Source organism: Pseudomonas sp. Y24-6, assembly GCF_020295325.1.
Classification (GTDB): Bacteria; Pseudomonadota; Gammaproteobacteria; order Pseudomonadales; family Pseudomonadaceae; genus Aquipseudomonas; species Aquipseudomonas gregormendelii.
In genome coordinates this window covers 239,325-265,169 of sequence record NZ_JACBXG010000010.1, presented here as the reverse complement: position 1 = coordinate 265,169, position 25,845 = coordinate 239,325, and the positions used below count along the sequence as shown (strand labels likewise).

General features: G+C 53.5%; 31 protein-coding genes, 3 pseudogenes and 1 riboswitch. Of the genes and pseudogenes, 16 read left to right on the top strand and 18 right to left on the bottom strand.

Annotated elements, in window-relative coordinates; genetic code table 11:
• Nucleotides 1-222 precede the first annotated feature (222 nt).
• Both HYI44_RS20255 and HYI44_RS20250 read left to right on the top strand, forming a co-directional pair.
• Entirely contained in the window at nucleotides 223-495 is a 273-nt protein-coding gene (locus HYI44_RS20255; protein ID WP_032894845.1) for a heavy-metal-associated domain-containing protein, read from the top strand.
• Between the two features lie 27 nt (nucleotides 496-522).
• A pseudogene (locus HYI44_RS20250) lies at nucleotides 523-636 on the top strand (DUF411 domain-containing protein); the annotation flags it as partial.
• 61 nt (nucleotides 637-697) lie between these two features.
• Here the strand turns inward: HYI44_RS20250 and HYI44_RS20245 are convergent.
• From HYI44_RS20245 to HYI44_RS20230, 4 genes are all read right to left on the bottom strand, one after another.
• The gene (locus tag HYI44_RS20245; RefSeq protein ID WP_032894846.1) at nucleotides 698-976 is read right to left on the bottom strand and encodes a hypothetical protein; all 279 of its coding nucleotides are present in this window, start codon (nucleotides 974-976) and stop codon (nucleotides 698-700) included.
• Between the two features lie 55 nt (nucleotides 977-1,031).
• Nucleotides 1,032-1,415, bottom strand: coding sequence for a hypothetical protein (locus tag HYI44_RS20240; protein WP_032894847.1), 384 nt, complete (start codon nucleotides 1,413-1,415; stop codon nucleotides 1,032-1,034).
• A 90-nt stretch (nucleotides 1,416-1,505) separates the two neighbouring features.
• Nucleotides 1,506-1,952: a hypothetical protein gene (locus HYI44_RS20235; RefSeq protein ID WP_032894852.1), complete on the bottom strand. Its 447-nt coding sequence runs from the start codon at nucleotides 1,950-1,952 to the stop codon at nucleotides 1,506-1,508.
• Nucleotides 1,953-1,994: 42 nt separating this feature from the next.
• A complete protein-coding gene (locus HYI44_RS20230) occupies nucleotides 1,995-2,387 on the bottom strand; it encodes a DUF6957 family protein (protein WP_050499463.1) in 393 nt (130 codons plus the stop codon).
• A 227-nt stretch (nucleotides 2,388-2,614) separates the two neighbouring features.
• Between HYI44_RS20230 and HYI44_RS20225 the strand changes: the two genes are divergently transcribed.
• The gene (locus HYI44_RS20225) at nucleotides 2,615-3,094 is read left to right on the top strand and encodes a helix-turn-helix domain-containing protein (protein ID WP_050499464.1); all 480 of its coding nucleotides are present in this window, start codon (nucleotides 2,615-2,617) and stop codon (nucleotides 3,092-3,094) included.
• Nucleotides 3,095-3,184: 90 nt separating this feature from the next.
• Here the strand turns inward: HYI44_RS20225 and HYI44_RS20220 are convergent, their stop codons facing one another.
• Nucleotides 3,185-3,646: a 3'-5' exoribonuclease gene (locus HYI44_RS20220; protein ID WP_032894853.1), complete on the bottom strand. Its 462-nt coding sequence runs from the start codon at nucleotides 3,644-3,646 to the stop codon at nucleotides 3,185-3,187.
• Nucleotides 3,647-3,663: 17 nt separating this feature from the next.
• Between HYI44_RS20220 and HYI44_RS20215 the strand changes: the two genes are divergently transcribed.
• The 5 genes and pseudogenes from HYI44_RS20215 to chrA (HYI44_RS20195) all read left to right on the top strand — a co-directional run bounded on the left by HYI44_RS20215 (nucleotide 3,664) and on the right by chrA (HYI44_RS20195) (nucleotide 8,055).
• Nucleotides 3,664-4,029: a hypothetical protein gene (locus tag HYI44_RS20215; protein WP_032894855.1), complete on the top strand. Its 366-nt coding sequence runs from the start codon at nucleotides 3,664-3,666 to the stop codon at nucleotides 4,027-4,029.
• Between the two features lie 83 nt (nucleotides 4,030-4,112).
• Nucleotides 4,113-4,445, top strand: coding sequence for a hypothetical protein (locus HYI44_RS20210; RefSeq protein WP_032894856.1), 333 nt, complete (start codon nucleotides 4,113-4,115; stop codon nucleotides 4,443-4,445).
• A gap of 135 nt (nucleotides 4,446-4,580) precedes the next feature.
• A riboswitch (Fluoride riboswitch) is annotated at nucleotides 4,581-4,642 on the top strand.
• Between the two features lie 138 nt (nucleotides 4,643-4,780).
• Nucleotides 4,781-5,164, top strand: coding sequence for a fluoride efflux transporter CrcB (gene crcB, locus HYI44_RS20205; RefSeq protein WP_032894857.1), 384 nt, complete (start codon nucleotides 4,781-4,783; stop codon nucleotides 5,162-5,164).
• A gap of 196 nt (nucleotides 5,165-5,360) precedes the next feature.
• A complete protein-coding gene (gene nhaA, locus HYI44_RS20200) occupies nucleotides 5,361-6,563 on the top strand; it encodes a Na+/H+ antiporter NhaA (RefSeq protein WP_032894858.1) in 1,203 nt (400 codons plus the stop codon).
• A gap of 240 nt (nucleotides 6,564-6,803) precedes the next feature.
• Nucleotides 6,804-8,055: pseudogene (gene chrA, locus HYI44_RS20195) on the top strand (chromate efflux transporter).
• Here chrA (HYI44_RS20195) and HYI44_RS20190 read toward each other — a convergent pair.
• The 3 genes from HYI44_RS20190 to HYI44_RS20180 form a co-directional block, all read right to left on the bottom strand.
• Nucleotides 8,026-8,451 (bottom strand): DUF6691 family protein, encoded by a 426-nt coding sequence (locus tag HYI44_RS20190; RefSeq protein WP_032897737.1) that lies wholly within the window; start codon nucleotides 8,449-8,451, stop codon nucleotides 8,026-8,028. The pseudogene chrA (HYI44_RS20195) and the gene HYI44_RS20190 overlap by 30 nt on opposite strands.
• A gap of 2 nt (nucleotides 8,452-8,453) precedes the next feature.
• Entirely contained in the window at nucleotides 8,454-8,888 is a 435-nt protein-coding gene (locus HYI44_RS20185; RefSeq protein ID WP_032894861.1) for a YeeE/YedE family protein, read from the bottom strand.
• A 75-nt stretch (nucleotides 8,889-8,963) separates the two neighbouring features.
• Nucleotides 8,964-9,563, bottom strand: coding sequence for a TetR/AcrR family transcriptional regulator (locus HYI44_RS20180; protein WP_032894862.1), 600 nt, complete (start codon nucleotides 9,561-9,563; stop codon nucleotides 8,964-8,966).
• Nucleotides 9,564-9,728: 165 nt separating this feature from the next.
• Here HYI44_RS20180 and HYI44_RS20175 point away from each other — a divergent pair, with 165 nt between their 5' ends.
• The 6 genes and pseudogenes from HYI44_RS20175 (at nucleotide 9,729) to HYI44_RS20150 (ending at nucleotide 15,120) form a co-directional block, all read left to right on the top strand.
• Nucleotides 9,729-10,829, top strand: coding sequence for an alkene reductase (locus HYI44_RS20175; RefSeq protein ID WP_225570282.1), 1,101 nt, complete (start codon nucleotides 9,729-9,731; stop codon nucleotides 10,827-10,829).
• Nucleotides 10,830-10,870: 41 nt separating this feature from the next.
• Nucleotides 10,871-11,660 (top strand): annotated as a pseudogene (locus HYI44_RS20170) (SDR family NAD(P)-dependent oxidoreductase).
• Between the two features lie 98 nt (nucleotides 11,661-11,758).
• Nucleotides 11,759-12,628, top strand: coding sequence for an alpha/beta fold hydrolase (locus tag HYI44_RS20165; protein WP_047338273.1), 870 nt, complete (start codon nucleotides 11,759-11,761; stop codon nucleotides 12,626-12,628).
• A gap of 71 nt (nucleotides 12,629-12,699) precedes the next feature.
• On the top strand, nucleotides 12,700-13,698 hold the full coding sequence (locus HYI44_RS20160) for an NADP-dependent oxidoreductase (RefSeq protein WP_032894867.1): 999 nt from the start codon (nucleotides 12,700-12,702) through the stop codon (nucleotides 13,696-13,698).
• A 119-nt stretch (nucleotides 13,699-13,817) separates the two neighbouring features.
• Nucleotides 13,818-14,048, top strand: coding sequence for a hypothetical protein (locus HYI44_RS20155; protein ID WP_144420576.1), 231 nt, complete (start codon nucleotides 13,818-13,820; stop codon nucleotides 14,046-14,048).
• A 64-nt stretch (nucleotides 14,049-14,112) separates the two neighbouring features.
• A complete protein-coding gene (locus HYI44_RS20150; RefSeq protein ID WP_032894869.1) occupies nucleotides 14,113-15,120 on the top strand; it encodes an aldo/keto reductase in 1,008 nt (335 codons plus the stop codon).
• 103 nt (nucleotides 15,121-15,223) lie between these two features.
• Here HYI44_RS20150 and HYI44_RS20145 read toward each other — a convergent pair whose 3' ends face one another.
• The 3 genes from HYI44_RS20145 to HYI44_RS20135 all read right to left on the bottom strand — a co-directional run bounded on the left by HYI44_RS20145 (nucleotide 15,224) and on the right by HYI44_RS20135 (nucleotide 18,200).
• A complete protein-coding gene (locus HYI44_RS20145; RefSeq protein WP_032894870.1) occupies nucleotides 15,224-15,757 on the bottom strand; it encodes an NUDIX hydrolase in 534 nt (177 codons plus the stop codon).
• A gap of 92 nt (nucleotides 15,758-15,849) precedes the next feature.
• On the bottom strand, nucleotides 15,850-16,701 hold the full coding sequence (locus HYI44_RS20140) for a universal stress protein (protein WP_032894871.1): 852 nt from the start codon (nucleotides 16,699-16,701) through the stop codon (nucleotides 15,850-15,852).
• Nucleotides 16,702-16,712: 11 nt separating this feature from the next.
• Nucleotides 16,713-18,200 (bottom strand): SulP family inorganic anion transporter, encoded by a 1,488-nt coding sequence (locus tag HYI44_RS20135; protein ID WP_032894873.1) that lies wholly within the window; start codon nucleotides 18,198-18,200, stop codon nucleotides 16,713-16,715.
• 597 nt (nucleotides 18,201-18,797) lie between these two features.
• Here HYI44_RS20135 and chrA (HYI44_RS20130) point away from each other — a divergent pair.
• Both chrA (HYI44_RS20130) and HYI44_RS20125 read left to right on the top strand, forming a co-directional pair.
• Nucleotides 18,798-19,991: a chromate efflux transporter gene (chrA, locus tag HYI44_RS20130; RefSeq protein WP_032894874.1), complete on the top strand. Its 1,194-nt coding sequence runs from the start codon at nucleotides 18,798-18,800 to the stop codon at nucleotides 19,989-19,991.
• A 289-nt stretch (nucleotides 19,992-20,280) separates the two neighbouring features.
• Nucleotides 20,281-20,832, top strand: coding sequence for an arsinothricin resistance N-acetyltransferase ArsN1 family B (locus HYI44_RS20125; RefSeq protein WP_032894875.1), 552 nt, complete (start codon nucleotides 20,281-20,283; stop codon nucleotides 20,830-20,832).
• Between the two features lie 26 nt (nucleotides 20,833-20,858).
• Here the strand turns inward: HYI44_RS20125 and HYI44_RS20120 are convergent, their stop codons facing one another.
• From HYI44_RS20120 to HYI44_RS20090, 7 genes are read right to left on the bottom strand one after another with little or no spacing between them, the layout of a single operon-like run.
• Nucleotides 20,859-21,932 carry an ArsO family NAD(P)H-dependent flavin-containing monooxygenase gene (locus HYI44_RS20120; RefSeq protein WP_032894876.1) on the bottom strand — a complete coding sequence of 358 codons (1,074 nt, stop codon included), beginning with the start codon at nucleotides 21,930-21,932 and terminating at the stop codon, nucleotides 20,859-20,861.
• A gap of 37 nt (nucleotides 21,933-21,969) precedes the next feature.
• Nucleotides 21,970-22,392 (bottom strand): arsenate reductase (glutaredoxin), encoded by a 423-nt coding sequence (gene arsC / locus HYI44_RS20115; protein WP_032894877.1) that lies wholly within the window; start codon nucleotides 22,390-22,392, stop codon nucleotides 21,970-21,972.
• 20 nt (nucleotides 22,393-22,412) lie between these two features.
• The gene (gene arsH / locus HYI44_RS20110; RefSeq protein ID WP_032894879.1) at nucleotides 22,413-23,126 is read right to left on the bottom strand and encodes an arsenical resistance protein ArsH; all 714 of its coding nucleotides are present in this window, start codon (nucleotides 23,124-23,126) and stop codon (nucleotides 22,413-22,415) included.
• A 47-nt stretch (nucleotides 23,127-23,173) separates the two neighbouring features.
• A complete protein-coding gene (locus HYI44_RS20105; RefSeq protein WP_032894881.1) occupies nucleotides 23,174-23,644 on the bottom strand; it encodes an arsenate reductase ArsC in 471 nt (156 codons plus the stop codon).
• A 16-nt stretch (nucleotides 23,645-23,660) separates the two neighbouring features.
• Nucleotides 23,661-24,944, bottom strand: a complete 1,284-nt coding sequence (locus HYI44_RS20100; RefSeq protein ID WP_032894883.1) for an arsenic transporter — start codon at nucleotides 24,942-24,944, stop codon at nucleotides 23,661-23,663.
• 24 nt (nucleotides 24,945-24,968) lie between these two features.
• Nucleotides 24,969-25,325, bottom strand: a complete 357-nt coding sequence (locus HYI44_RS20095; RefSeq protein WP_032894886.1) for a metalloregulator ArsR/SmtB family transcription factor — start codon at nucleotides 25,323-25,325, stop codon at nucleotides 24,969-24,971.
• A complete protein-coding gene (locus HYI44_RS20090) occupies nucleotides 25,322-25,744 on the bottom strand; it encodes an arsenate reductase ArsC (protein ID WP_032894887.1) in 423 nt (140 codons plus the stop codon). The genes HYI44_RS20095 and HYI44_RS20090 overlap by 4 nt, the downstream gene beginning before the upstream one ends.
• Between the last annotated feature and the right edge of the window lie 101 nt (nucleotides 25,745-25,845).

The following is a 25,845-nucleotide window of genomic DNA, read 5'->3' as shown; positions in this document are numbered from 1 at the left end:
CTTACCGGTCACCTTCTGTCACCGCTCATTGCCGCACTGGCCATGAGCGTGAGCTCGGCGTCGGTAGTATTCAACGCCTTACGTCTGCGCCAGGCTTCCATTGATTGAGTGACAACGACCGCTTGACCTTGCCATGGCGGCAAGGTTGAGGATAAGCCAACGCCGCAAAAAAGCCTCATGCGTTAGTCTTTCCATGATCAACTTTGTTGTGAGGAGTCACCAATGAAAATTGTTGAACTGCAAGTCCAAGGCATGAGCTGTGGTTCATGTGTCAAACATGTCACCGAAGCGCTGCGCCCAGTTGAAGGCGTGAGTTACGTATCGGTGGATTTAAAAGCCGGACGGGTGAAGGTCAGCGGCGATTCGCACAGCCATGCGCTGCTTACAGCCCTGGAGAACGCGGGCTATCCAGCACAGCTGGCGACAGTGGAAAGCGTAGCGAGTAAGAAAAACTCGGGCTGTGGCGGGAACGGCGGCGGTTGCTGCTGCCGGTAAGAATTAGTAATAAACTGGAGAACTCGCATGAATGCCAGTCTGCGAATTGCCGCGTTCACGACACTACCCATGACCGGAGCGGCACAAGCCGCTGAAGTCATCGACGTTTACCGCGATCCTAACTGCGGCTACTGCAAGGCAAACCATCTCAGCTCTATCGCTACCATCATGACGCTTTAGTAAAATGCTTGAAGCGTCGTCATCAAAGGTCATCCTGCTCTTCCCGAATGTCGACTTCGCCCATCGCTCCTAGGTAAATTTTGCGACAAGGAAGCTTGGTGATAAGCCCGTTTTCGAAAAGCATCCTGGGTATATCGCCAAACAAACTCGACACTTCCCATTTCTCTGTGAGCGGCTTCACTGCCTCTGCTATTAATGAATCGAGGTCGAAGTCCTGCGTTGCAACAAAGGGCCCAGCGCGGTCGTAATTCTCAAAAATGCCCGAGGCAATGCAGATGACTTCGCCTGCCTTGACGATCATGACACCACCTCGAAGCCATTCAGGAGGGTTCGCCAGTGGAAGAAGACCACGACCATTACTGTAACCCTCGCGGGGTGAAGTGGTGCATCCCCCGTGAAAGCCGCAGAAACTCACGCAGGCTTGCACGTCCATTACCCCTCTGGAACGTCGCCAAGACGTAACGACTATTCTCCGTCGTCATCACCCAAAACCTGCCTTCACGCTCGACTTTGATCACATCAGAAGTGCGGATCAAATGGCCGTCGCCGAACCGCCCATACTGGTCTTTACGGTTGTGACCAAACACTACGCCTATGCCCGTTCGGGCTTTGATGGAGGCGCTGCAAAGATACGCTGTGATCGGTCTATCGAAGCCTTGCGCCTGAGCTTTTTTGATTCGTATTAGGTCGAATTCTGTGTGGCGCTTCCCATAAAAATCCAAGCCAATCATGTTCAGCATTGTTGCACTCCGTTGGCGGTATATACGGCGTAACCAGGAATTCCACACGCAACCATCTGTGCTGGTATCGTGCAGAAATCTTGGTAAATCTCAGGCTGTACGAATCATGTTTGCGTGATAGATCGGACGAAGGTTGCTCAGCACATCAGTGTTGAAGCTAGGTTGGTGAGAGCTGTGGTATTTGGAGCCGGTCTCCACCTCTAGCAGGCACACAACACACTCGTTTTGGTCTTCACCAAGCGTCACTTTGGTCAGCTTCTCCATGCGCCAAACTCCCGTGCCATTCATGTGGGCAGGTGTGACAACTTGCACCTCTGTGATGATCGTCTCCGAGTCCTGGGCAATCAGCAGTTGCTGAAGCCGTGGTTCGCTGTCGATCATCAGAACCGCCTCTGAAGTTCTGTCCTCGTACATGGCTTGGACAGTTACGTGATACCAGTGATTACGAAGCACTTTGGATACCTGTTGCCATTGGTATTGACCCTCACCGAACATGCCCGGTAGGCCCAGCATGTCGGCGTCGTGTGTTCTAAACATCGTATGTCCTTGGCCTGAAGGGGCTCCGATACAGAGCGCAGGTTAGAAGAGGGAGAAAACGTCTTTCAGGCTTGCGAGCTGTTCATGACCAGGGCCAATCAATACGTAAACAGAGTTTCTGGTCTCGAACGCAACACCGTCGTGGAGACCGGTGCACATGCTTGAACGAACCCAATCGCCGCGTTCGAAACGGCCTTGGCTGTCCTCGGCCACGTTGTGAGCAAACAGGATCATCGGGAGCTGGCCCGCTGCATGACATTTGAAGAGTTCGTCGCGGGTGACTTCAATGCGAAATATTGTCCAGTCGCGGACTAGGCAGTAAGGCTTTTTAGGAAAGCGTTCGACTGCTAAAGCTCGAGCTGCAGAGGTGCTCGACAGGCCCTCAAGTGGTGTCCGTGGCGCATTCATGAAGTCGGGTTCTTCGACGCTAGCCATAGGGCTTCCTTTCATTAATAACCGGGAAATTGACAATTCAATCCCGCTTGTTGTCGCTCGCACTCGAGCAGATGGCTGCCGCAAGCAAGGTGCTTAGCTCCGCTTACGGATGTATATGCATCGAAAAGCAGGCCTCAAAAACGCTGATAGCGCCGTAATACGGATCATAGCCCGTGTTATGGTGCGTCGCAATATGGCCTTATCCTCGATTTGCGTGGGGAAATGTCATGGAGGCCGCAGAAGCCCTAGCTGTAGTGGTGCGAGCACTGCGTAGAAAAAAAGGTCTTACGCAAGAAAACCTGATCACTATTGACCGTTCCTATTGGGGCCGGATTGAGCGTGGGGAGGTGAACATCACGATTGATGTGCTCATTCGTCTCGCAGCGCTGCTTGAGGTTGAGCCGGCCTCATTGATTCTCATGGCGACGTGTCTACAGTCCAACGAGCCGCTTAGGGAGGGGCTGAAGCGTCTGAATAAGCAACTAAATAGGATAAAAAAGGACAGCGTAGATATTGAGATGGAGTCGTTGGTAAGTGCAGGGAAGCTTCCTCCTGGTCGACCGGCGCGATCCGGAGCAGCGCAGAAAGCCGCAGAGGCAAATCGCCTGAACAGTGAGGGAGTGTCAGTGACTGAGATATCGGAAGCGTTGGGTCTGTCTAAAACTACTATTCGTAGGTATTTGACCAGCAAGTCCGAACAGGCCTGATTTTTGAATGACCAGCACCAGGTTGAAAATGCCTCAGGAAGGTTTGCTGTGAAAGACAGCTTTAGCTCACCTTGGCCTCTTAGGACTTCATTACCCTTTCTTCAGATCGCTTTCGGTGAACATGCTAGCGATGATACGGGCGTCAAGAAGAGCGTGATGCGGAAGCGGAGCCCCGTCACTTGAGGCATCTAGAGTGGTTGCATCGGTGGGGTAATTCCGAACGTTCCTTGGCCATGTACCATTGTCATATGCGAGTTCGCAGAAAAGCTCCCAGTCGTACTGTGGAGCGTCTGTGACAATCTCCAGGACTTCGTCGAACGAGGCTAGGTAATCGAGCAGTGCAGTTCTTGCCCTGATAATGGGTTGTGCATTGCCACCGCCCCAGAGCTGCGGAAGAACGATCTCTATGACGAAGTCGCTGCAATCTTCCTCTCGCCATGTGTCGAGCAATTCCACGTAGAATTCGCGTCCATTTTCAGCTACCAGTGCGAGTGATATCAGCTTCGCTGTGGCTGAGAGCTTGGTGAACTCGCAATCAAGAAAGAGCCTCATTTTGCTGGAACTCCGTTATGACTAGGGCTCGCCTGGATATGGCGCAGGAAGGCCAGCTGTGGGAGATAGCTCTTGAACATCTTGGCTCAGACGGACTGCTTCAGGTGGTTGTAAATTTGTGGAGCCGCGCCGCCCCTCCACCCAGACCATTGGTTGAACACCTGTCCACCAATGAGGTGAGTCAGGACGTCTTGAGCATACTGAAAATTGCCCAGCAGCGGGTAGGGGCCATCGTGCCAGGTCGAACGCCTGATGCAGGCACAGTCACGCTGTACGCTCGTCACGCTAGCAACTTAGTTGATGGGCTCATTACACTGCTGCCAAAGGTGAAGCTTTCGCAAGCCTTACGAGGCTCTTGTCTTGAAATCGAACTGGGGATTTGACGTCCGCACAGGCTCCACGAATACCAGTCAGCAACAATCTTATTAACACTTGCCCAGCGAAATGCGTCCCGTTGAGATGTTCTATGAGCTCTGAATTAACTGAAGAAGAAATGCGTCGTGCCCTATTCGGTACGCCTCAGCCCGAAGAGCAGGTGCCCGCACCTCTAGTAAAAGAGCCTGTGGAAGAAGTTGTGCCCGCGAAACCGGTGGTTGCTCCAGCAGCCAAGAAGAAAGCGAAAGCTTTTACGCCCAGGCTGAGGGTTACGTTACGGGTTGGAAACGAGTTTGAAGGGAAAATGGTCGAGCTGATTCACGAGGCTGATACGTTGAGCTCGTTGCTTGCTGAGCAGGAGGCTGTGAAGGCTGCTAGGAAAAAGTACAAGTATGTGGAAGTGGTATCGGTTAAATCGATGTAGACGCGCCAACTAATCTGGTTGGGCGAAGGGGCGACCCCTGCCTGGATCATTGATCAACCATCTTGCCTGGCCGAAGGGGCCTCCAGATCGCTCGCGTGTAGCTGCTCTTGATGCCATTGGCGCTGATGCTATAGGATCAGAACAGGAGATGGCATTCCTCCTTTAACCGCCTTCGTGCTGATGATGCCTACGTGAACCCTGGACAGGGTGCGTAGGTGTGTCTCCCTGTCCTCCAATTTAGGACAGGCTATGATCTTACCCTTCGAGTTTCCCTTTTCCTTCAGCGCGAGCCGCTTGCCAGTTAGTCCACTCAGATCTGATGAGGAGGACTCTCCGTGCTGAAGTCATTAATCGTCATTGCCGTTGGCGCTTCACTTGGAGCCTGGTTGCGCTGGCTGTTGGGCATGAAGCTGAATGCTCTTTTTCCTACGATTCCTCCAGGTACTGTGGTCGCGAACATGGTTGGGGGCTACATCATCGGCCTGGCCATCGCCTTCTTGGCTGCTTCTCCTACCCTCAGTCCAGAGTGGCGTCTCCTGATCATCACGGGTTTCTGTGGTGGGCTTACCACCTTCTCTACATTTTCAGCCGAAACAGTTGCCTTGATTCAGGAGGGCAGACTGGTCTGGGCGCTTGGCTCAATTTCGTTGCACGTTGCAGGCTCGTTAGCGATGACCGCTGCCGGGCTTCTGTCCTACCAAATGATTGGTACTCGCTGAGGAGATATAAAAGTGAGGCTTTATCCGCTTGGGCGTGCTCCTAAATCTCGTGAAAAAGTCCGCGCCATGGGCTTAGTGAACAGGCTGTAGGCTGATTTTCGCCTGTGACAATAATCGTTACAGGCTATTTGGACACCCGCAGTGGTATACCTCGGATGTTAAAATATTCTCTTTAGATCGAAGCGCTAGGACACTGATGACCGACAATAGAACTCCTGCAGAAACCCCAAGAGCAGCTGCAATTTTAGCTCGCTTCCTGTCTTCGGAATCCGCTGGCGGTCTTGTACTGATGGGCGCAGCACTCGCGGCTCTGATTGTGGCCAATTCGCCTCTCTCTCAAGGTTATTTTGCAGCCTTGCATAGCGTTTGGTTGGGCATGTCTGTCGAGCATTGGGTCAATGATGGCCTGATGGCGATCTTCTTCTTGATGGTCGGACTCGAGATCAAAAGAGAGGTTCTGGCCGGGGGGCTCTCCACTTGGGGCCAGCGTGCTTTGCCTGGATTTGGTGCTTTAGGCGGCATGGTTGTGCCTGCGTTGATCTACATCGCAATCAATTGGGGTAATTCTGAGACCTTGAAGGGGTGGGCTATCCCAGCCGCTACCGACATCGCGTTCGCCCTGGGCGTCTTGTCGCTCCTAGGTAAGCGAGTCCCTAAGTCGCTTAAGGTCTTCCTCGCCGCCTTGGCGATCATTGACGACCTAGGTGCTGTAGTCATCATTGCCTTTTTCTACACCACTGGTCTTTCCATGCCCATGTTGCTGGCATCGCTCGCAACGCTGGCCATTCTGATCGCAATGAATCGATTGGGTGTCAGACGATTGTTCCCGTATCTGCTGGTAGGTGGTGTGCTGTGGTTCTTCGTACTGCAATCGGGAGTGCACGCCACCCTTGCGGGTGTCGCTGTAGCGCTGTGCGTTCCAATGGGTAAGCCTGAAGAGGAAGCCCGGTCTCCACTGCTGTTCCTAGAAGAAAAGCTGCATATGTGGGTAGCGTTCGCTGTGGTGCCGATTTTTGGCTTCGCCAATGCGGGTGTTTCATTGGCCGGTATTTCGATGGAAAACCTAGTCGATCCGGTTCCGCTGGGTGTTGCGCTCGGCTTGTTGGTGGGCAAGCAGATTGGCATCTTCCTATTGGCTGCTCTGGCCATTCGTATGGGCTTGGCCAAACTGCCGGAAGGCAGCAATTGGGCACAGCTTTACGGCGTTGCGCTCTTGTGTGGCATCGGCTTCACCATGAGCCTGTTCATCGGAAACCTGGCGTTTGCTGGATCAGCTCACCTGATTGACGAGGTAAAAGTCGGCGTGTTGATCGGTTCGACCTTGGCTGCAATCGGTGGAGTCCTGATTTTGCGTCGCAGCGCTGCGCCTGCCGTTGCCACAGCCACTCTATCGAGGTGATCAGAAATGAGCTGACAGCAGAATTTCTCTCCATCAGAATTTCTGCTGTAGGAGCACCGTCTAACGAAGTGCCATCATTTTGTCGTTAAGATCAAGATACAGTGTGCGACGGCATATCGAAGCCGAGATATGCCGGTGAGGGAGGCTGTCGTATTTGGTTTTCTATAGCAGTCATGTGGGGAGTAACGAATCTTGTCAGCCGAGGGACGTTCAAAGGGTGTTACGACTGAGTCCCCATGGATGGTATTTCTGGTATTCCTGCGCCTAGGTCTCACTTCTTTCGGAGGCCCGATTGCACATCTAGCTTACTTTCGCGAAGAGTTCGTTGCTCGACGGCAATGGCTGAGCGAGCGCAGTTATGGGGATTTGATTGCCCTGTGCCAGTTCTTGCCGGGCCCCGCAAGTAGCCAGGTTGGCATAGGTTTAGGGCTATCCCGTGCCGGGTTTCCAGGAGCAGTCGCTGCGTGGGCAGGTTTCACATTACCTTCAGCAATAATCCTGGTTTTATTAGCACAAGGTATGTCCGCCTGGGGAGGCGCGCTTCCCAGCGGTCTTTTANTTCACATTACCTTCAGCAATAATCCTGGTTTTATTAGCACAAGGTATGTCCGCCTGGGGAGGCGCGCTTCCCAGCGGTCTTTTACACGGTCTTAAAATTGTCGCGGTGGCTGTCGTTGCTCAAGCCGTCTGGGGAATGGGCCGTAGTCTTTGCAATGATGCCCCTCGAATAACCATCGCTGTGTTTGCGGCTTATGCTGCACTGCTTTGGCCGCATGCCTGGGGGCAGATCGGCGTGATTTTCTTCGGTGCCGTCATAGGACTAATGCTCTTCAAAACCGATCAAAGCCAGACTACTGAGTCTTTGCCGATACCGGTGAGCAGGAAAGTCGGTGTGGTGTCGTTGCTGCTGTTCTTCGGCCTGTTAGCTGGCCTGCCATTGCTGGTTCAGTTGTGGCCCTCACAAGCGTTAGCTGTGGTAAATGCCTTTTTCCGCGCCGGGTCATTAGTTTTCGGAGGTGGGCATGTTGTGCTGCCGTTGCTTCAGTCGGCGACCGTGCCGAACGGATGGGTAGCCAATGACACGTTTCTTGCCGGATATGGCTTAGCACAGGCCGTACCAGGCCCACTTTTTACCTTCGCAGCATTTCTTGGCGCGTCCATGAATGCCCAACCTTCTGGTTGGCTCGGGGCTACCGCGTGCGTCGTTGCAATTTTTGCTCCTTCGTTCTTGCTCGTAATCGGCGTGTTGCCATTTTGGGAGCAACTGCGGAAGAGCTTACGCACCCAAGCTGCACTTTCAGGCGTAAACGCAGCAGTTGTTGGCCTTCTTCTGGCGGCCTTGTATAACCCAGTCTGGACGAGCGCGATATTGATTCCTGCAGACTTTGGCTTGGCGCTGATAGCGCTTGTGGCTTTGATGTTCTGGAAGGCTCCTCCATGGTTGGTTGTTTTGGTGGGAGGATTACTTGGATGGTTTGCGCCGATGCTCTAATAGAGAGAACAAGTACATACCGGCCAACATGGCCAATGCGAATATGATGATCTTTCCGTGCCCCGTAAGCAGAATAGCGACGGCAGGCCCAGGGCAGATCCCCGCAATTCCCCAACCTATACCGAACACCAGGCTGCCGCCAATCAAGCGGGCATCCAACTCCCTCTTCATCGGTAACTGGATGGGGGCACCTAGCAAGGACTGCTTGTTATTACGCGCCCAATTCAGTGGGATAACCGCCACTGCGATAGCCCCTCCCATCACCAGTGCGAGTGACGGATCCCAAGCCCCGGCCACATCAAGAAAAGCCAATACTTTTTCGGGGTTCGCCATGCCTGCCAAGAGAAGGCCAAGGCCGAAGATCAAGCCAGATAAAAATGCGGCCAACTTGATCAAGTTCATGCTCCCACCACGTGACGAATGACGTACACCGTTGCAAAGCCGGCGAACATAAAGCACATCGTTGCCGTGATGGATCGGGCTGACAGTCGAGAGATCCCACAAACTCCATGACCGCTAGTACAGCCAGAGCCGTAACGAGTTCCAACGCCTACGAGCAGCCCCGCAATAATCAGAGTGGGCCACTCAGCCCTAATCTCGATTTGCGGCAAAACGTTAAATGCTCCCCATAACAATGGCGCAAGCAACAGACCAAGAAGAAATAGCGCCTTTTCGCTCCAACCCTCACTGCCAAATTGCATCACGCTTCCAATCAAACCACTGATGCCTGCGATGCGACCATTTGCGAGAACGAACAAGCTCGCAGCCAACCCAATCAGGACGCCTCCGCCTAATGAAGCCCAAGGTGTGAAGTTGATCCAATCAATGCTCATCTTGCATCTCCTCCACGAGAGTGCTTGTAAATCGCTACGAGGCAGCAGGCAACATTCGTATCCGTAGGCTTAGGTCTAACCGCTCAGCTGCTTATTTTTCGCCGCAGATGAAGGCAGCGAAGTAACTATTTCGGTGCGACAAGTATCGAGTATTTCATCAGCGAGAGGAGAGTCATCCGGGCAAGCCCGCGACAACATGACCGCACCGATTGCATGCGCTAGCAGGTCGATCATCTTCGCTCGGGCTTCTTGCTTCGTCACACCCAGGCACGTTTGGTACTTTTCCTCGAGGGCTGAAAGCGTGTTTTCAACACCATTGGCGAAAGTAGCCTTCAGATCATCTGACTGACGGGCCGCGTCACCACAAAGCGCTGCCATGGTACAGCCCATTCCTCTCCCATCTCTGTGATCCCTCGACACGTAAAGATTCACAAAATCCGCAACGTCGAGATCGCAGGTACTAGATAAGGATTTTGCCAAGCTATTTTGAGCTGCTTCGGCCATCAAATCAGACTTGGAAGCAAAGTGTTTGTAAAACCCTCCATGAGTAAAACCGGCAGTGGCCATCAGTTCCGCAACACCCACGCCATCGTAGCCACGCTCACGAAATAGCTCTGAAGCTGTCTCCACGATATGAGCTCGATTGGCGATTGATTGCGCCTTGGTGACCTTCATTCCTTACTCCTAGGCATGGTAGACAATGCCCGGACTATACTCTGATGTCGATCACAATCAAAACAGTTGACACCTTTGATTATGATCGACATCATTAATTCCATGCAGGCGTCATTGCTGCGAATTCGCAGATGGCAGTCATTGATAAACGACTATGGAATCGATATGCCCGAAAAGACCTTGTTTGAGCCCTGCACGCTCGGCTCGCTGACACTTTCTAACAAAATCGTAATGGCACCGCTGACACGAAACCGTGCTGGGTTGGGTTTTGTGCCGAGCGAATTGGCCGCAACTTATTACAGTCAGAGAGCATCCGCAGGCTTGTTGATTTCCGAGGCGACCCAGATCTCGCAGCAAGGTCAGGGATATCAAGACACGCCAGAGATTTACACCCAGGCGCAGGTAGAGGGATGGCGTGCAGTAACTGAAGCCGTTCATGCGAAAGGCGGACACATCTTCCTGCAGCTATGGCATGTCGGACGTGTTTCCCACGTCGACCTTCAGCAAAACGGTGCTGCTCCGGTAGCACCTTCTGCCTTACGCCCTGCGACAAAGGTATTCGTTAACAATAGCTTCGAGGATGTATCAGAACCGCGAGCCCTCGATATCAGCGAGCTGCCAGGAATTGTTAACGACTTCCGTCTGGCTGCGGCGAACGCAATTGCAGCTGGTTTCGACGGTGTAGAGATCCACGGCGCAAACGGCTATTTACTTGATCAGTTCCTCAAGGACGGCTCCAACATTCGCACGGATGCATACGGTGGCTCGATTGAAAACCGTGCTCGATTACTGCTTGAGGTCAGTGCTGCTGTCGTGGACGAGATCGGTGCTGATCGAACGGGAGTTCGTATTTCCCCAGTCTCTCCTGCCAACGGCGTTTCCAGCAGCGATCCGCAGCAACAGTTTGAGTACGTCGTCGACCAGCTCAATGCTCTGAACCTGGTTTATCTGCATGTGGTTGAAGGTGCGACTGGCGGGCCACGCGACGTCGTCCCTTTCGATTTTGGTTCCCTACGCCAGCGCTTCAAACATACCTACATTGCCAACAACGGCTACGACCTGAATCTAGCCACCTCCCAACTCAACGAAGACAAAGCTGACTTGATCGCTTTCGGACGTCCGTTTATTGGCAACCCTGATTTGGTAGAGCGCCTCAAGAGCAACTCCACCTTGTCTGCATTCGACCCTACTACTCTGTATGGCGGCGGTGCAGCGGGCTATACCGACTATCCAACGCTCGCCGACTCCAGCTCTGTACATGGCTGAGACTGAATCGTCTATCGACATCCATTGAAGAGCATCATTTTATGAGCCTCCCTGAAACCGTACTGATTACTGGCGCATCTACTGGCATTGGTGCGACTTACGCCGAGCGTTTTGCCCGGCGCGGGCACAACCTTGTTTTGGTCGCCCGTGACAAAAGCCGTCTAGAAGCTTTGTCCTCAAGCCTGCGCGAGCAACACGGTGTTGCCATTGACGTGATCCAGGCTGACCTGACTCAAGCCAACGATTTAACGACGGTCGAAGCTCGCCTTCGCGATGACGCCAGTATCGGCATCCTTGTGAACAATGCCGGAGCCGCTCAATCAGGCACCTTTATTGAGCAATCCACGGACAGCGTTGCAAACCTGGTCGCACTTAACACGACTGCGTTGGTGCGACTCGCCAGCGCCATCGCGCCGCGCTTGGCGCTGGCGGGTAATGGCTCAATTATCAATATTGGCTCGGTCGTAGGCCTGGCACCGGAATTCGGGATGAGCGTCTACGGCGCGACAAAGGCTTTTGTCCTGTTTCTTTCGCAAGGACTAAGCCTAGAACTCTCACCTAAAGGTGTCTACGTGCAAGCTGTGCTCCCTGCGGCCACCCGCACTGAAATCTGGGAACGTGCAGGCATCGACATCAACACCTTGAGCGAAATTATGGACGTGGGCGATCTGGTCGATGCCGCACTGGTCGGTTTTGATCGTAGCGAGCCGGTGACTATTCCGCCCCTACAAGAAGCCGCTCACTGGGATGCTTTGCAGACTGCTCGCCAAGCGTTGCTGTCAGAGATCCGCCAATCCGCCAGTAGCCGAACGCTATAAAGCAGAGGTGTGATTTGTCATGCAACAGACGCTCATCTGCTGTTCTGAAACCAAGAGTGTTTGTTGCGCACTTTCTTTACTCACCTATCTGCCCCCGGGCACGGTGTGCACATGATCACTGAAGCCAAAACTCGTCCCACTGAATCGCAAACGCTGTACACCCGTACCGCGAATCTGTGGGTCAATGTCGAAGGAACAACATTTGCCTACCGGGACGTGGGGCCTAGAGAAGGTGCGCCACTTGTTCTGTTGAATCACTGGGGCGCAGTCTTGGATAACTTCGACCCTCGCATCGTTGATGGTTTGGCTCATAACCGACGCATCATTGCCATCGACTATCGAGGAATCGGCGCTTCTGGTGGCACTGCCCCTTTGACCATCAGTGAAATGGCAAGCGACGCAATCGCCTTAATACGCACGCTAGGATTTCAGAAAGTCGACCTTCTGGGCTTTTCACTGGGCGGGTTCGTGGCACAGGAAATTGCATTGAAAGCCCCCGAGCTAGTGCGAAAGCTCATTCTGACCGGAACAGGGCCAGCGGGCGGCCAAGGCATCGACAAAGTGTGGTCTGTCTCGTGGCTTTTGATGCTGAAGGGGCTTATTACATTTCGCGATCCTAAGTTTTATCTTTTCTTCACTCAGTCGGCTAATGGTCAGAAAGCCGCGCACGCGTTTTTGAAGCGGCTGAAAGAGCGAAAAAAAGAGCGTGATAAAGGCCCAACCCCATCAGCTTTCTTGCGACAACTCAAGGCAATCACCGCATGGGGTCGCCAGATGCCCCAAGATCTCAGTCTCATAAAGACTCCAACACTGATTGCCAACGGTGACAGCGACATCATGGTGCCCACTGTGAACTCGACTGAGTTGGCGCGACGCATCCCAAACTCGAAGCTGATTATCTACGAGGACGCTGGGCATGGCGGAATTTTTCAGTACCACGCTGACTTCGTCACCAAAGCCTTGGCATTCCTAGACTCCTGAATAAGAACCTCAAGGCAGTTAGGTATCGCCAGCTTCCACGCCCACGCTCATCTTTTAAGAGTTACATCATCATGAAAGCTTTTTTTATCGAACGATATGGTAAGAGCGGTGGACGTATCGGTGAATTACCTGATCCGGTTGTAGGCACCAACGACGTTTTGGTTCAAATAAAGGCCACAAGCGTCAATCTTCTGGACTCCAAGATCAGAACAGGAGAATTCAAACAAATTCTTCCTTACAAATTTCCTTTGATATTGGGGAATGATTTGGCCGGCGTTGTGGTTCGCGTCGGGCCTGGTGTTCGCCAGTTCAAAGCCGGCGACGAAGTGTATGCGCGGCCTCCGCAGAATCGTATTGGGACTTTTGCCGAGTTTATTTCTGTAAATCAGAAATCTTTAGCGCTGAAACCTCGGAACGTCAGTATGGAACAAGCGGCCTCGCTACCCTTGGTAGCGCTGACGGCATGGCAGGTTCTAGTGGAATGTGCCCACTTGAAGAAGGGCCAAAAGGTGCTGATTCACGCGGGCTCGGGAGGTGTGGGGAGCATTGCTATTCAACTTGCCAAGCACCTGGGCGCTTTCGTTGCTACTACCACAAGCACGTCGAACGTTGAGTGGGTAAAAGCGCTTGGGGCAGACATAGTAATTGATTATAAAAAACAGAATTTCGAGACTGTCCTAGACGGCTACGACGTCGTACTTAACAGCCTGAATGCAGACACTCTCAAAAAATCACTGCAGTGCCTCAAGCCTGGAGGTCAGCTCATATCCATCTCTGGCCCGCCGACGCCTGAGTTCGGAGAGGCGCAGGGGCTGTCTTGGGCCGTCAAGCCAATCCTACGTTTGCTTAGCCTTGGCATCCGTAGAGCGTCTCGCAAAACCGGGGTGAAATACTCATTCGTTTTCATGCGCTCAGACGGCGCACAACTAAGTGAAATTACTGCATTGGTCGAATCGGGCGCAATCAAACCGATTATCGATAAAGTCTATCCATTCGCCTCAACCGCTGATGCACTCACGTACTTAGAACAAGGGCGATCAAAGGGAAAAGTAGTCATCACCGTCGCGTAACCCGCCCTTGGGTAAGACAGTAAATGGGACATAAAAACTTTAAAGAAAAGGGCTTGGCCGTTGTTCTAACTACTGGGGAGAAATCTCCGGAAGGGTGCATACGCCCTGAGGATGCGCTCATGGAAATCTCTGCAACCGATTTGTTGACCAGTGCCCCTATATTGCCCAACGACGACTCAACCAATCGACAGCAAGCATTAAATGCTGACGATGAAAAACTAGAAGCGTTAAAAGGAAATGTGACGAATGCGCCACTGGAACAACCTTCGGGCGCTCAGGAGAATCCTGTTTCCAGCAGCCTCCAAAATCCGGTCAACATTGTGTGGCGCAGTTTAATGCTCGATCCGTAACAGCTAAGTACCAACTGCTTTGATCTTGGACTCAATCAACATAGCGTTCTATGTGGAGATAGATATGAACTACAAATCGTTCGGCAGTACCGGGCTCAGCGTTTCGGAACTCGCGCTCGGCACAGGCAACTTCGGCACTGGCTGGGGTTATGGAGCAGATCCCGACTCCAGCAAGGCAATATTTAATGCTTACGCTGAAGCAGGTGGTAACTTCATTGACACGGCAGACGCTTATCAATTTGGTCAGTCCGAGGAGTTGCTCGGAACTCTACTCCAAGGACGACGCGATGAGTTCGTCCTCGCCACAAAATTTACCAACGGAGCAGCAGCCAACGCTAATCGGCTCGCCACAGGTAACAGTCGTAGGGCTTTGGTGACATCGGTAGAAGCCAGCCTGAGGCGCCTGAAGACAGACCGGATAGATATCTACTGGGCGCATCACCCAGATGGCGTGACGCCGGTCGAGGAAATCGTCAGAGGCTTTGAAGATCTGGCACGTGCAGGGAAAATCCTTTACGCAGGACTCTCTAATTTCCCAGCATGGCGACTTTCCCGCGCGGTCACACTGGCCGAACTCACCAACGCGCTGCCTATTGCAGCGGCTCAGTTTGAACACAGCTTGGTGCATCGTGAGCCCGAAGCAGACCTCTTCCAGGCGTCAAACGCCCTGGGTCTCGGCATAGTCACTTGGTCTCCGTTGGGAGGCGGCATGCTGACCGGTAAATATCGCCAAGGTGAAAAAGGACGCGCCGAAGGTTTTGGTGGAAAAGTATTTCAGGCAGAAAATTCAGCACAGCGCACATTGATACTGGACACTGTTTTGGAGATTGCGAGCGAATTAGGCGTGAGTGCTAGTCAGATTGCTATTGCTTGGGCTGGCACACATGGGGCGGTACCGATCATAGGGCCACGCTCAGAGCAGCAACTTACCGATAACCTCGGTGCTTTAGACGTACGCCTTTCACACGAACAGGTTTGCAAGCTTGATGCGGTGAGTAGCTTAAGTCCCTCAGAGCCGTTGAGATCATCTCCGTATCAGTCGAATGAGACTCACGCAAAGACAGTTGCATAAGGACTTATAAAATTCAAAAAGGAGGTTCATATGGCCTCCTTTTCTGAATCTACTGGTCATTGTGGTCTGCGGACGTCGCAACAAAGGCTGCCGAGACGTCTTCTCATCGGCTGGTTGACATCAGCAACTCGGACGCGACTTTTTTCAGCATGAACGTTTCGCGCTGAATGGACTGCCCCATCGATGACTCCTGACGCTGCATCACGGCTTCATTATGCGTTATGGCTTCATGCAGGTTGATCCAGACAGGCCGCATACCATTAGCGATTTCGTGGCTTTCCATTCTCACGGGCGCTAGCTGGGGCGCGACTTCGCATTGATAAAAATGCGAGGTCATGTGCATCAGATCGTACTGTGGCTTCCAATAGGGCCGGTACTCCTCGATGTAACCGTAGTGCTGGAGCACCCGAATCTCGCGTGCACCAGTCTCTTCCTCAAGCTCACGCTTAAGACCTACGATAATGTCCTCGCCAGCATCAAGGCCGCCCCCAGGAAAGCTAAAGTCGTTATAGCGCTCAGTGAACAGCAACAGGATCTGTTCGTTCCGCAACACGATTCCGCGTGCGGCATGACGACGGAATACTTTCCCTTGTATAGATTTCAGATCCGGGTGAAGGATTTCAGTAATGAGTTGCATGAGGTCTCAACAGGACATGTTCAGATATTCATTAACTAGGATGACCGCAGTGTTTCCAGAGTGTTGGAAACACTGCGGTCAGGCGAGTCAATTCAGCGGAGCAGCAATACCGGCATGGTAGCTGTGCGGAGCATGGTTGTAGTTGTGCTACCTACCAGAAATTGTCTGATGCGCGAGTGGCCGTAGGCCCCCATGACTAGCAGATCAATTCCGTGCTCGGCCTGATACACGTGGAGCGCCGCTTCCACTTCCCCCTTTACGATCTGAGCTTGGACGACAAAGCCAGCACTCATGAGCGTGCTCTGGGCTTTCTCCAACGCTTCTCGGTTGCCTTCCGAGTCAGCGCCAACCATAACGAGATGAATTGGTAGATTTTTGCAGAGCTGGCTGGCGGCAAGCAGCTCAACGGTTTTGTGGGCTGTGGGGCTGCCGTCAAAAGCGAGCATTACTTTTTCTGGCTTTTTATAGCTGCTGCTCGTGATCAAAATTGGACGGTGAATTGTGCGCACGACAGCTTCAATTTGGCTGCCAAGGCTGTGCACTCTACGTGTGCTGTCCTCACCCACTCGTCCAATGACCAAGAGTCGAATATCGTCCTGAAGATCAACCAGGCTTTCTATCAAGTGTCCGTGGCGCTGCTTTAGCTCAGGAAATGCAGCTCCGCAAATGACCGTTCGCTCCCTGGCCTTTTCAAGCATGTGTTGACCTTGCTCCAGAGCAAGCCTGGCGCGCTGGGCATCCAATGTAGCCAGCTCCTCCAGCAGATGCTCTCGACTGCCAAGGCCGATATTACCGCTCAGGTCTGCAGATGCGGGGTATTTCTCCTCATCCAATACATGCAGCAAGGTAAGGGGCGCGTTAAGTTGTTGCGACGCCCATGCTGCGTAGTCGCAGACCGCCAATGAGGATTGTGAGTTATCAATGCAGGCCATTACGTGGGTCATTGTCGTTCTCCTTAGTGGCTCATGAGCTTGTAGATGGCATCGGGTTTGTCATGCACGCCGAAGCGGTCGACGATTGTTGCGCTGGCTTCATTGAGACCGAGCACTTCAACCTCTGCGCCTTCGCGGCGGAATTTGATAACCACCTTATCCAGCGCTGCAACCGAAGTGATATCCCAGAAATGGGCTTGGGTCAGGTCGATGGTGACTTTGTTCAGGGCTTCCTTGAAGTCAAAAACGTTGGTGAATTTGTCTGCTGAGCTGAAGAACACTTGGCCCACAACATGGTAAGTGCGATGTGATTCCGTCTCTTCCAGAGTGCTCTTGATATCCAGGTAGTGCCCGGCCTTATTGGCAAAGAAGAGGGAGGCCAGCAGCACACCTACCAGTACGCCGTATGCAAGGTTGTGAGTGGCCACGACGACCACGACGGTCGCCACCATGACAAGGTTGGTCGACAGCGGATGCTCTTTCAGATTGCGCAAGGAATCCCAGCTGAAGGTGCCGATGGACACCATTATCATCACAGCGACGAGTGCCGCCATGGGGATTTTGGAGAGCCATTCGCCAAGGAACACCACCATCAGCAGCAGAAAAACGCCGGCACACAATGTCGAGAGACGGGTGCGGCCACCAGACTTCACGTTGATGATCGACTGGCCAATCATGGCGCAGCCGGCCATACCACCGAGCATCCCTGCTGCGATATTGGCAACGCCCTGGCCTTTGCACTCCCGGTTTTTGTTACTGGTGGTATCGGTCAGGTCATCGACGATGGTCGCGGTCATCATGGACTCCAGTAGGCCTACAACGGCAAGCGCTGCTGAGTACGGGAAGATGATCCGCAGAGTCTCAAAGTTCAGCGGGACTTCAGGCCACAGGAAAATCGGCAGCGTGTCCGGCAATTGGCCCATGTCACCTACGGTGCGGATATCCAACCCCAGGTAAATCGCGATAGCGGTCAGTGTCAGGATGCACACCAGCGGCGAAGGAATCAGCTTGCCGATCTTCGGTATATACGGAAACAGGTAGATGATTCCGAGGCCCGCTGCGGTCATGGCGTAGACGTGCCAGGTTACGTTGGTGAGTTCGGGCAGCTGCGCCATGAAAATCAGAATCGCCAGTGCATTCACAAAGCCTGTGACTACTGAGCGCGAGACAAAGCGCATCAGTGAGCCCAGCTTGAGATATCCAGCAAGTATCTGAAGAACCCCACAGAGCAAGGTTGCGGCCAGCAGATACTGAAGCCCGTGATCTTTTACCAAGGTAACCATGAGCAGTGCCATGGCACCGGTAGCCGCCGAGATCATGCCAGGGCGACCGCCGATGAAGGCAATCACGGCACAGATACAGAAGGATGCGTAGAGGCCGACCTTAGGGTCGACGCCGGCGATGATGGAAAAGGCAATAGCTTCCGGAATCAGCGCGAGTGCGACTACGATTCCCGCGAGCACGTCTCCGCGAACGTTGGAAAACCACGTTTGTTTAATTTTTTGCAGCATAGAAATATCCAAGGCAAAGCATCGCGCACGCCAAACGGACGGCGAGCGAATCGATACAAATTCAAATTTTGAGGATTTTTTCGCTGTGTGCTTTAGGTGTAAAACCGGGCGTACAGCAGTGCGCACCCGCGAGCGAAGCTAGCGGAAGCAAGGTGTTGCGAGGGGGCGTAGCGCTAAGGCGGCGTAGGCTGCCAGTAGATCGTTTGGAGTACAGTCATGCTGATGTTCCTGTAGCTCAAAGGGTATGCAGAACCGTCAGTATACATTGAAGCCGCCGTTGATTGCGACTCCGTGTCAAGCTCCACGAGCATTGAATGCTGAAAGAGAGCTAGCTGAAGAGCAGGTTTTTGAGCAAAGTTTGCGAGTGATGCGAGGGGATAGCCTTAAGTATCTCGCGAGACCCGCTTAGGTCTCTAGCTGGCTTTTCGATTAGGTTGGTACATTATGAAACCAAGTTCACATTCACTCGCAGGGTTAGCCTCGTATGTCTAAGGAAGGCCATCGTTTAGCCCATGTTTAGTTGGCTCCATAGTATTTGGTTTCGTACCGCAATCATTTTGGGAGGGGTGAATATTGTCAGCCGAAGGTAGTGCAACGGTGGTCAAGACTGACTCCCCTTGGACGGTTTTTCTGGTGTTCCTGCGACTAGGACTCACCTCTTTTGGAGGCCCGATTGCGCATCTAGCTTACTTTCGCGAAGAATTCGTTGCTCGACGCCAATGGCTGAGCGAGCGCAGTTATGGGGATTTGATTGCCCTATGCCAGTTCTTGCCGGGGCCCGCCAGTAGCCAGGTTGGCATAGGTTTAGGACTATCTCGCGCCGGGTTTCTTGGAGCAGTCGCTGCGTGGGCAGGTTTCACATTGCCTTCGGCAATAATCCTGGTTTTATTCGCTCAGGGTATGTCCGCGTGGGGAGGCGCGTTTCCGAGCGGTCTTTTGCACGGTCTTAAAATTGTCGCGGTGGCTGTCGTTGCTCAAGCCGTCTGGGGTATGGGCCGTAGTCTTTGCACTGACGCGCCTCGAATAACTATCGCCGTGTTTGCTGCTTATGCTGCACTCCTTTGGCCGCATGCCTGGGGACAGATCGGCGTGATTTTCTTCGGCGCCATCATAGGATTGATCCTCTTCAGAACCGATCAGAACCAGGCTACGGAGTCTTTGCCGGTATCGGTGAGTAGGAAAGTCGGTGTGGTGTCTTTGCTGGTGTTCCTCGGCTTGTTAGTTGGTCTGCCATTGCTGGTTCAGCTGTGGCCCTCACAAGCATTAGCTGTGGTAAACGCCTTCTTCCGCGCTGGGTCATTAGTTTTCGGAGGTGGGCATGTTGTGCTGCCGTTGCTTCAGTCGGCGACCGTACCGAACGGATGGGTAGCCAATGACACGTTTCTTGCCGGATATGGTTTAGCACAGGCCGTACCAGGCCCGCTTTTTACCTTCGCAGCATTTCTTGGCGCGTCCATGAGTGCCCAACCTTCTGGTTGGCTCGGGGCTACTGCCTGCGTCATTGCTATTTTTGCTCCTTCGTTCTTGCTCGTAATCGGCGTGCTGCCATTTTGGGAGCAACTGCGGAAAAGCTTACGCACCCAAGCTGCACTTTCAGGCGTAAACGCAGCAGTTGTGGGCCTTCTCCTGGCGGCCTTGTATAACCCAGTCTGGACGAGCGCCATATTGATTCCTGCAGACTTTGGCTTAGCGCTGATAGCGCTTGTGGCTTTGATGTTCTGGAAGGCTCCTCCATGGTTGGTCGTCCTGGCGGGAGGTCTCCTCGGATGGTTACTCGGCATTGAGTTTTGAGGTCGACTAAGCGATTCCGTCAGGACGGGTTGTTTAGCGCACGCTTACAGTGTGCTGAGTTGTTGATGCAGCCGATGGATTTGATGAGCCGAAGGGGGCAGAACTGAGAACATGCATTGCGACCTGAATTTCGCGATTAGCCTTCTACGGTCTGAGCTAGAACTAGACGAAAGAGAAGTCCCCAGGTGAGGTACTCAGATTTCAGACTGCGCATTTTTTTCAAATGGGCTAATGGCGAAAACTGATCCGGGAAAGGTAATGTTCAAATTCTTATTCATGGACGACTTACATGCCAGTCACAATTCGCGCTGCAGTTGTTGCAGATGCACAAGCTATCCAGCGTATTTACGCTCCCATCGTTTCGACAACGGCGATCTCGTTCGAAGAGATTCCGCCAAGCGCTGAGGAAATCGCTCAGCGAATAGCGACGACACTTCAGACATATCCCTACCTGGTGGCCGAAGAAGGTGGGGAGATCAAGGGCTACGCCTATGCCAGCCAACACCGTGCACGTCCGGCATACCGATGGGCCGTTGACGTAACGGTGTACATAGCCGAATCGGCTCGCCGTCAGGGTGTTGGCCGTGAACTCTATGAGACCTTGCTTCCGATCCTTGAAAAACAGTGCTTTCGTGCAGCTTATGCCGGAATCGCACAGCCCAATGAAGGCAGTGTGGGGCTGCACGAGTCGCTGGGATTCGTCCATATCGGCACATATCCGGAGGTAGGCTTCAAGCTTGGGAAATGGCACGACGTCGGCTACTGGCGGCTCGGGCTGTGCCAGGCAACTCCGCCACTGGAGCCTATCCTCTTTCCTGAGCTTGAAGCCGCATCACAGTAGGTACACTCGATTTGCGTCGCGAGCCATCAGGATTCGCTAGTGAGATAGCTTTGGACTTGGTTGACTACATCTCGAGCGGTGCGGGTTACTCCGATCAATGTCGCAGAGGCGAGCCCCGTCCAATCGCCGTAACCCACCAGCCACAGACTGGGTGAAGCAACACTCCGGTTTTCGTTCACAGCCACTTTGCCATCCTGGCCTACAATGCCCAGGCTGTTCAGGTGGTCGAGCGCTGGAGAAAACCCAGTGCACCAGATGACGACATCCACCGCTGTTTCGTCTCCTGATGACCAGACAACGCCTGTTGAAGTGAAGTGCGTGAATGGCCGTACTGCGCTCAATACACCGCGTTCACGAGCGTCCTTCACCGATGGCACCATTACGATGTCGCCCAGCCCCCCAGCGGGGTTTTCAGGCTCCACGCCATCCTGTTGCGCCTTCAATCGAGCAGTAGCTCGTTCGAACAGGACACGCCCATCAACCTCATCAGGTAGAAACTTTGGGGCCTCTTGAGTTACCCAGGTTGCCTGACCCACTTTAGAAACCTCGGCGTAAATCTGGGCTCCCGAGTTGCCACCACCCACGACAAGGACGGCTTTCCCCTCAAACTCATCCGGCCCAACGTAATGAGCGGAATGAAGCTGCTGCCCTACGAACAACTCCTGTCCGGGATAGCTCGGGGTAAATGGGCGGCTCCAGGTGCCTGTTGCACTGATAACCGCTTTGGCATCCCAGTTTCTATCCCCGGAGACAACCCGTAATCCTTCTTCGATTTTCTCGACACGGGTCACCCTGGTGGATCGCATGATGGGGAAGTCATATCGACGCTCGTACAGAGTCAGATAGTCGATAACATCATCACGGTGAGGCGTTTCTTCTGATACGGCAGGCATCGGCCAGCCTGCAATCGAGCTCCATGCCGATGGAGAGAAGAGTCGCAACGAATCCCAGCCATGCCGCCAGGCTCCTCCTGGTGCCGACTCCGCATCGAGCAGCACGTAAGACAAGCTTGTCCGCTTCAAAAAATAGGCGACTGTCAGCGCGGATTGACCACCGCCGATAACCACAACATCAAGTTTCGAATTCTGAATCACCAGCATCCTCCAGGCTCAATCGCGGCACCTCACCGTCGTCGTATCAGACTCTGCGACCGTGCTCATCAATGACCACTTGGCCATCCTCTTTGACGAAACTCCCACGCTGCTCTTGCGGTAACAGGTCGAGGACTGCCTCTGAGGGACGACACAAGCGTGTCCCCAAAGGCGCCACGACGATGGGGCGATTGATCAGGATAGGGTGAGCCATCATGGCATCGATGAGCTTTTCGTCCGTCAGCGATGCATCACCCAATCCCAGCTCTTCGTACGGAGTTCCTTTGATACGCAAAAGAGCCCGCACCCCGATACCCATATCCCCGATGAGCCTGGCAAGTGTGGTGCGATCAGGCGGGGTCTTCAGGTACTCGATAACCGTCGGTTCTTCCCCGCTATTACGGATCAGCTCCAAGGTATTGCGAGAAGTGCCGCATTCGGGGTTGTGGTAGATCGTGATCTGGCTCATATCGCTTCCTCGTGCTGACGTTAGATGGAGCGCTGGTTGACGCGTTTGGACAGCTCTTCGGCGGACTCTTTACGCTCGGAGTACCGATCAACCAAATAATCCTGGCGATCCCGCAACAGCAGGGTGAACTTCATCAGTTCTTCCATCACGTCCACGAGACGGTCGTAGTACGAGGAAGGTTTCATACGGCCTGCTTCATCGAACTCGGTGAACGCCTTGGCCACGGAAGACTGGTTAGGGATGGTAAACATCCGCATCCACCGTCCAAGTACCCGCAGTTGGTTAACCACGTTGAAGGATTGGGAACCGCCACAGACCTGCATCACTGCAAGGGTCTTTCCTTGCGTAGGTCGTACAGCACCTATCGCAAGCGGAACCCAGTCAATTTGGGCTTTGAATACTGCACTCATGGAGCCGTGACGCTCAGGGGAGCACCACACCTGTCCCTCAGACCATTGCATCAGCTCGCGCAGCTCAGTGACCTTGGGATGTGTATCGGGAGCGTCATCCGGAAGCGGCAAACCCGAGGGGTCGAAGGTTTTGGTTTCGGCGCCAAACTTCTCCAGCAAACGGGCTGCTTCCTGAGTTACCATACGGCTGAAAGAGCGCTCTCGCGTCGATCCGTACAAAAGCAGAATTCGAGGCTTATGGAGTGACGGTATACGCGGCTCCAGTTGCTCCAGCGACGGAATGTCGATTAGGTCGGTGTGTACGTTCGGCAATGTGTCTTGCATATAAACTCCTACCACGGCGCCGGCTAGGACGCCGCCTCGGTTGATCTTTAAAGCGAACCGATGCGGTTCAGTTCAGCTTTGAGCTGGTCAGGGCTCATGGTCTTGAGCGGCAGCATAAGAAACGCACTCACCCGCTCGTGAATTTTGGCCAGTGTGGCTTCAAACGCTGCGGTGATCTCGGCTTCCGACCCGCTAGCCTCAGACGGGTCGGCCAGCCCCCAATGCGCCTTCAAAGCTGGCCCAAAGAAGATTGGGCACGCTTCACCCGCTGCCCGGTCGCAGACAGTGATCACGATGTCTGGAGGCGAGCCTTCAAAAGCATCCGAAGCCTTGCTGCTCAAGCCCACAGTGGAGATACCCTCCGCCTCCAGCGTTTGCAATGCCCGTTGATTCACCCGGCCACTAGGAAAGCTTCCTGAGCTGACTGCTTCTACACCCTCGGGCGCCAAATGGTTGAAAAGCGCCTCGGACAGAATGCTGCGGCAGCTGTTGTGAGTGCACATGAACAAGACTTTCATCAGACGATTCCTTGATTCAGAAACTGAGGCGCAGTGCCAGGGCGGACAATGTGGCGACGAGGATGGGCACGGTCAGCACGATCCCGGTCTTGAAGTAGTAACCCCAGCTGATCGTTATGTTTTTCCGGGCGAGCACGTGCAGCCACAACAGAGTTGCCAAGCTCCCAATTGGGGTGATCTTCGGGCCCAAGTCGCAGCCGATGATGTTGGCGTAAACCATCGCTTGCTGGACTACACCATCGACTTCGGCGGCATGAATGGATAAGGCGCCTACCAAAACGGTGGGCATGTTGTTCATGATCGAAGACAGCAACGCTGTTAGCAGCCCTGTACCAAGGGACGCGCCCCAAACGCCATAACCGGCGAACACGTTCAGGATCTGCGCGATGTGGTCGGTCAGGCCGGCGTTCTTCAGGCCATATACAACCAGGTACATACCCAAAGAAAAAATCACCACCTGCCATGGCGCCTCTTTGAGCACCTTGCCTGTGTTGATGGCGTGACCACGAGCCGCGATGACGTAAAGAATGAATGCACAAACTGCTGCAATGGCGCTGATTGGCACCCCCAATGGCTCAATGACAAAGAAGCCGATCAGCAGTAGTGCCAACACCCACCAACCAGCTACAAAAGTGGCCCGGTCGTGGATTGCCTCGTCCGGATTGTCCAGTTGATTGAGGTCATAGGTCTTTGGTAGATCTTTGCGGAAAAACCACAGCAACATGGCTAATGTCGCCGCCACGCTGACGATGTTTACCGGCACCATGATCGAAGCATATTCGTTGAAGCCGATATCGAAGTAGTCGGCAGAAACGATGTTTACCAGGTTGGAAACCACCAGCGGTAAGCTCGCCGTATCGGCGATAAAACCGGCTGCCATGACGAATGCCAAAGTAGCCGCAGGAGAAAAACGCAACGCCAACAACATCGCGATCACAATGGGTGTGAGGATCAATGCTGCTCCGTCATTAGCGAACAGGGCCGACACCGCTGCGCCCAGCAGGACGATAAATGCGAACAGCTTGCGGGTGCTCCCGCCTCCCCATCGGGCCACATGCAGCGCAGCCCACTTGAAAAAACCTGCCTCATCAAGCAGCAGACTAATGATGATGACCGCGATGAAAGTCCCAGTGGCATTCCAGACAATGCGCCAAACCTCTGGTATGTCGGCAAGGGTAACGACACCTGCCAGCAACGCCACGATGGCACCGAACATCGCACTCCAGCCAACCCCAAGCCCCTTGGGCTGCCAGATGACAAGGACAATGGTGGCGATAAAGATCAATACGGCAATCAGCATTTAATTAATCCGGTTGGGCGTGAATCAGCTACACACGGCTTGGTTGATCGGACGGTCGTTCATGCCGCAGAGGCGCTTAGCCTCGGTTTCCAGCCATTGCTGATTGGCGTCTACCACTTCCTTCAAAACTGCAGTCACCCACGCGGGCAAATCAGGATTCAGTCGGTAGTACACCCATTGGCCTTGGCGACGATCCAACAACAAACCGGCAGAGCGCAGCAGCGCCAAATGACGAGAAATCTTCGGCTGACTCAGGTCGAGTGCTGCCGTTAGCTCGCATACACACAGCTCACCTTCACTGACGACAAGCAGCGAAATTTTTGCTCGGGTGTCATCCGCCAGGCACTTGAATAAGGTGGTGGGGTTCAAGGGTTCTGTCATAGATCCTCCAGGTGTTTGGTCTTGACCAAAACGAAGAGCTTGATGCGCTCGTGGATGTCGTGGAGCGTGTGGCGAAATGCGCCAGGATCATCGCTAGTTACTGGGTCAGGAAAATCCCAGGCAATGATTTCACCTGCATTGGGCATTGGTAGGCACTCGCTTGCGGATTTATCACAAAGAGTGATTACGTAATCGAATCGATCAGCTTGAGACTCGCTGATGGACTTGCTGCGCAGGCCCGTTGCATCGACTCCAACAGCCTCCAATGCCTGAGTTGTGCGCGGATCAACCTCAGACGGTTCAGACCCTGCGCTGAAGGCCTCGAAGCGCTGATCGGTGTGACGCAGCAAAGCCTCTGCAAGCAGGGATCGGGCTGAGTTGGCAACGCACACGAAAAGCACTTTGATAGCAAGGCTCATGGTTAAACTCGATGCATATGGAAAATCGAATATACGCTTTAGCGAATATGCGGTAAAGCGAATATGATGACTGCTGCTTCGGCTTGAGCCGTGACAGTTCT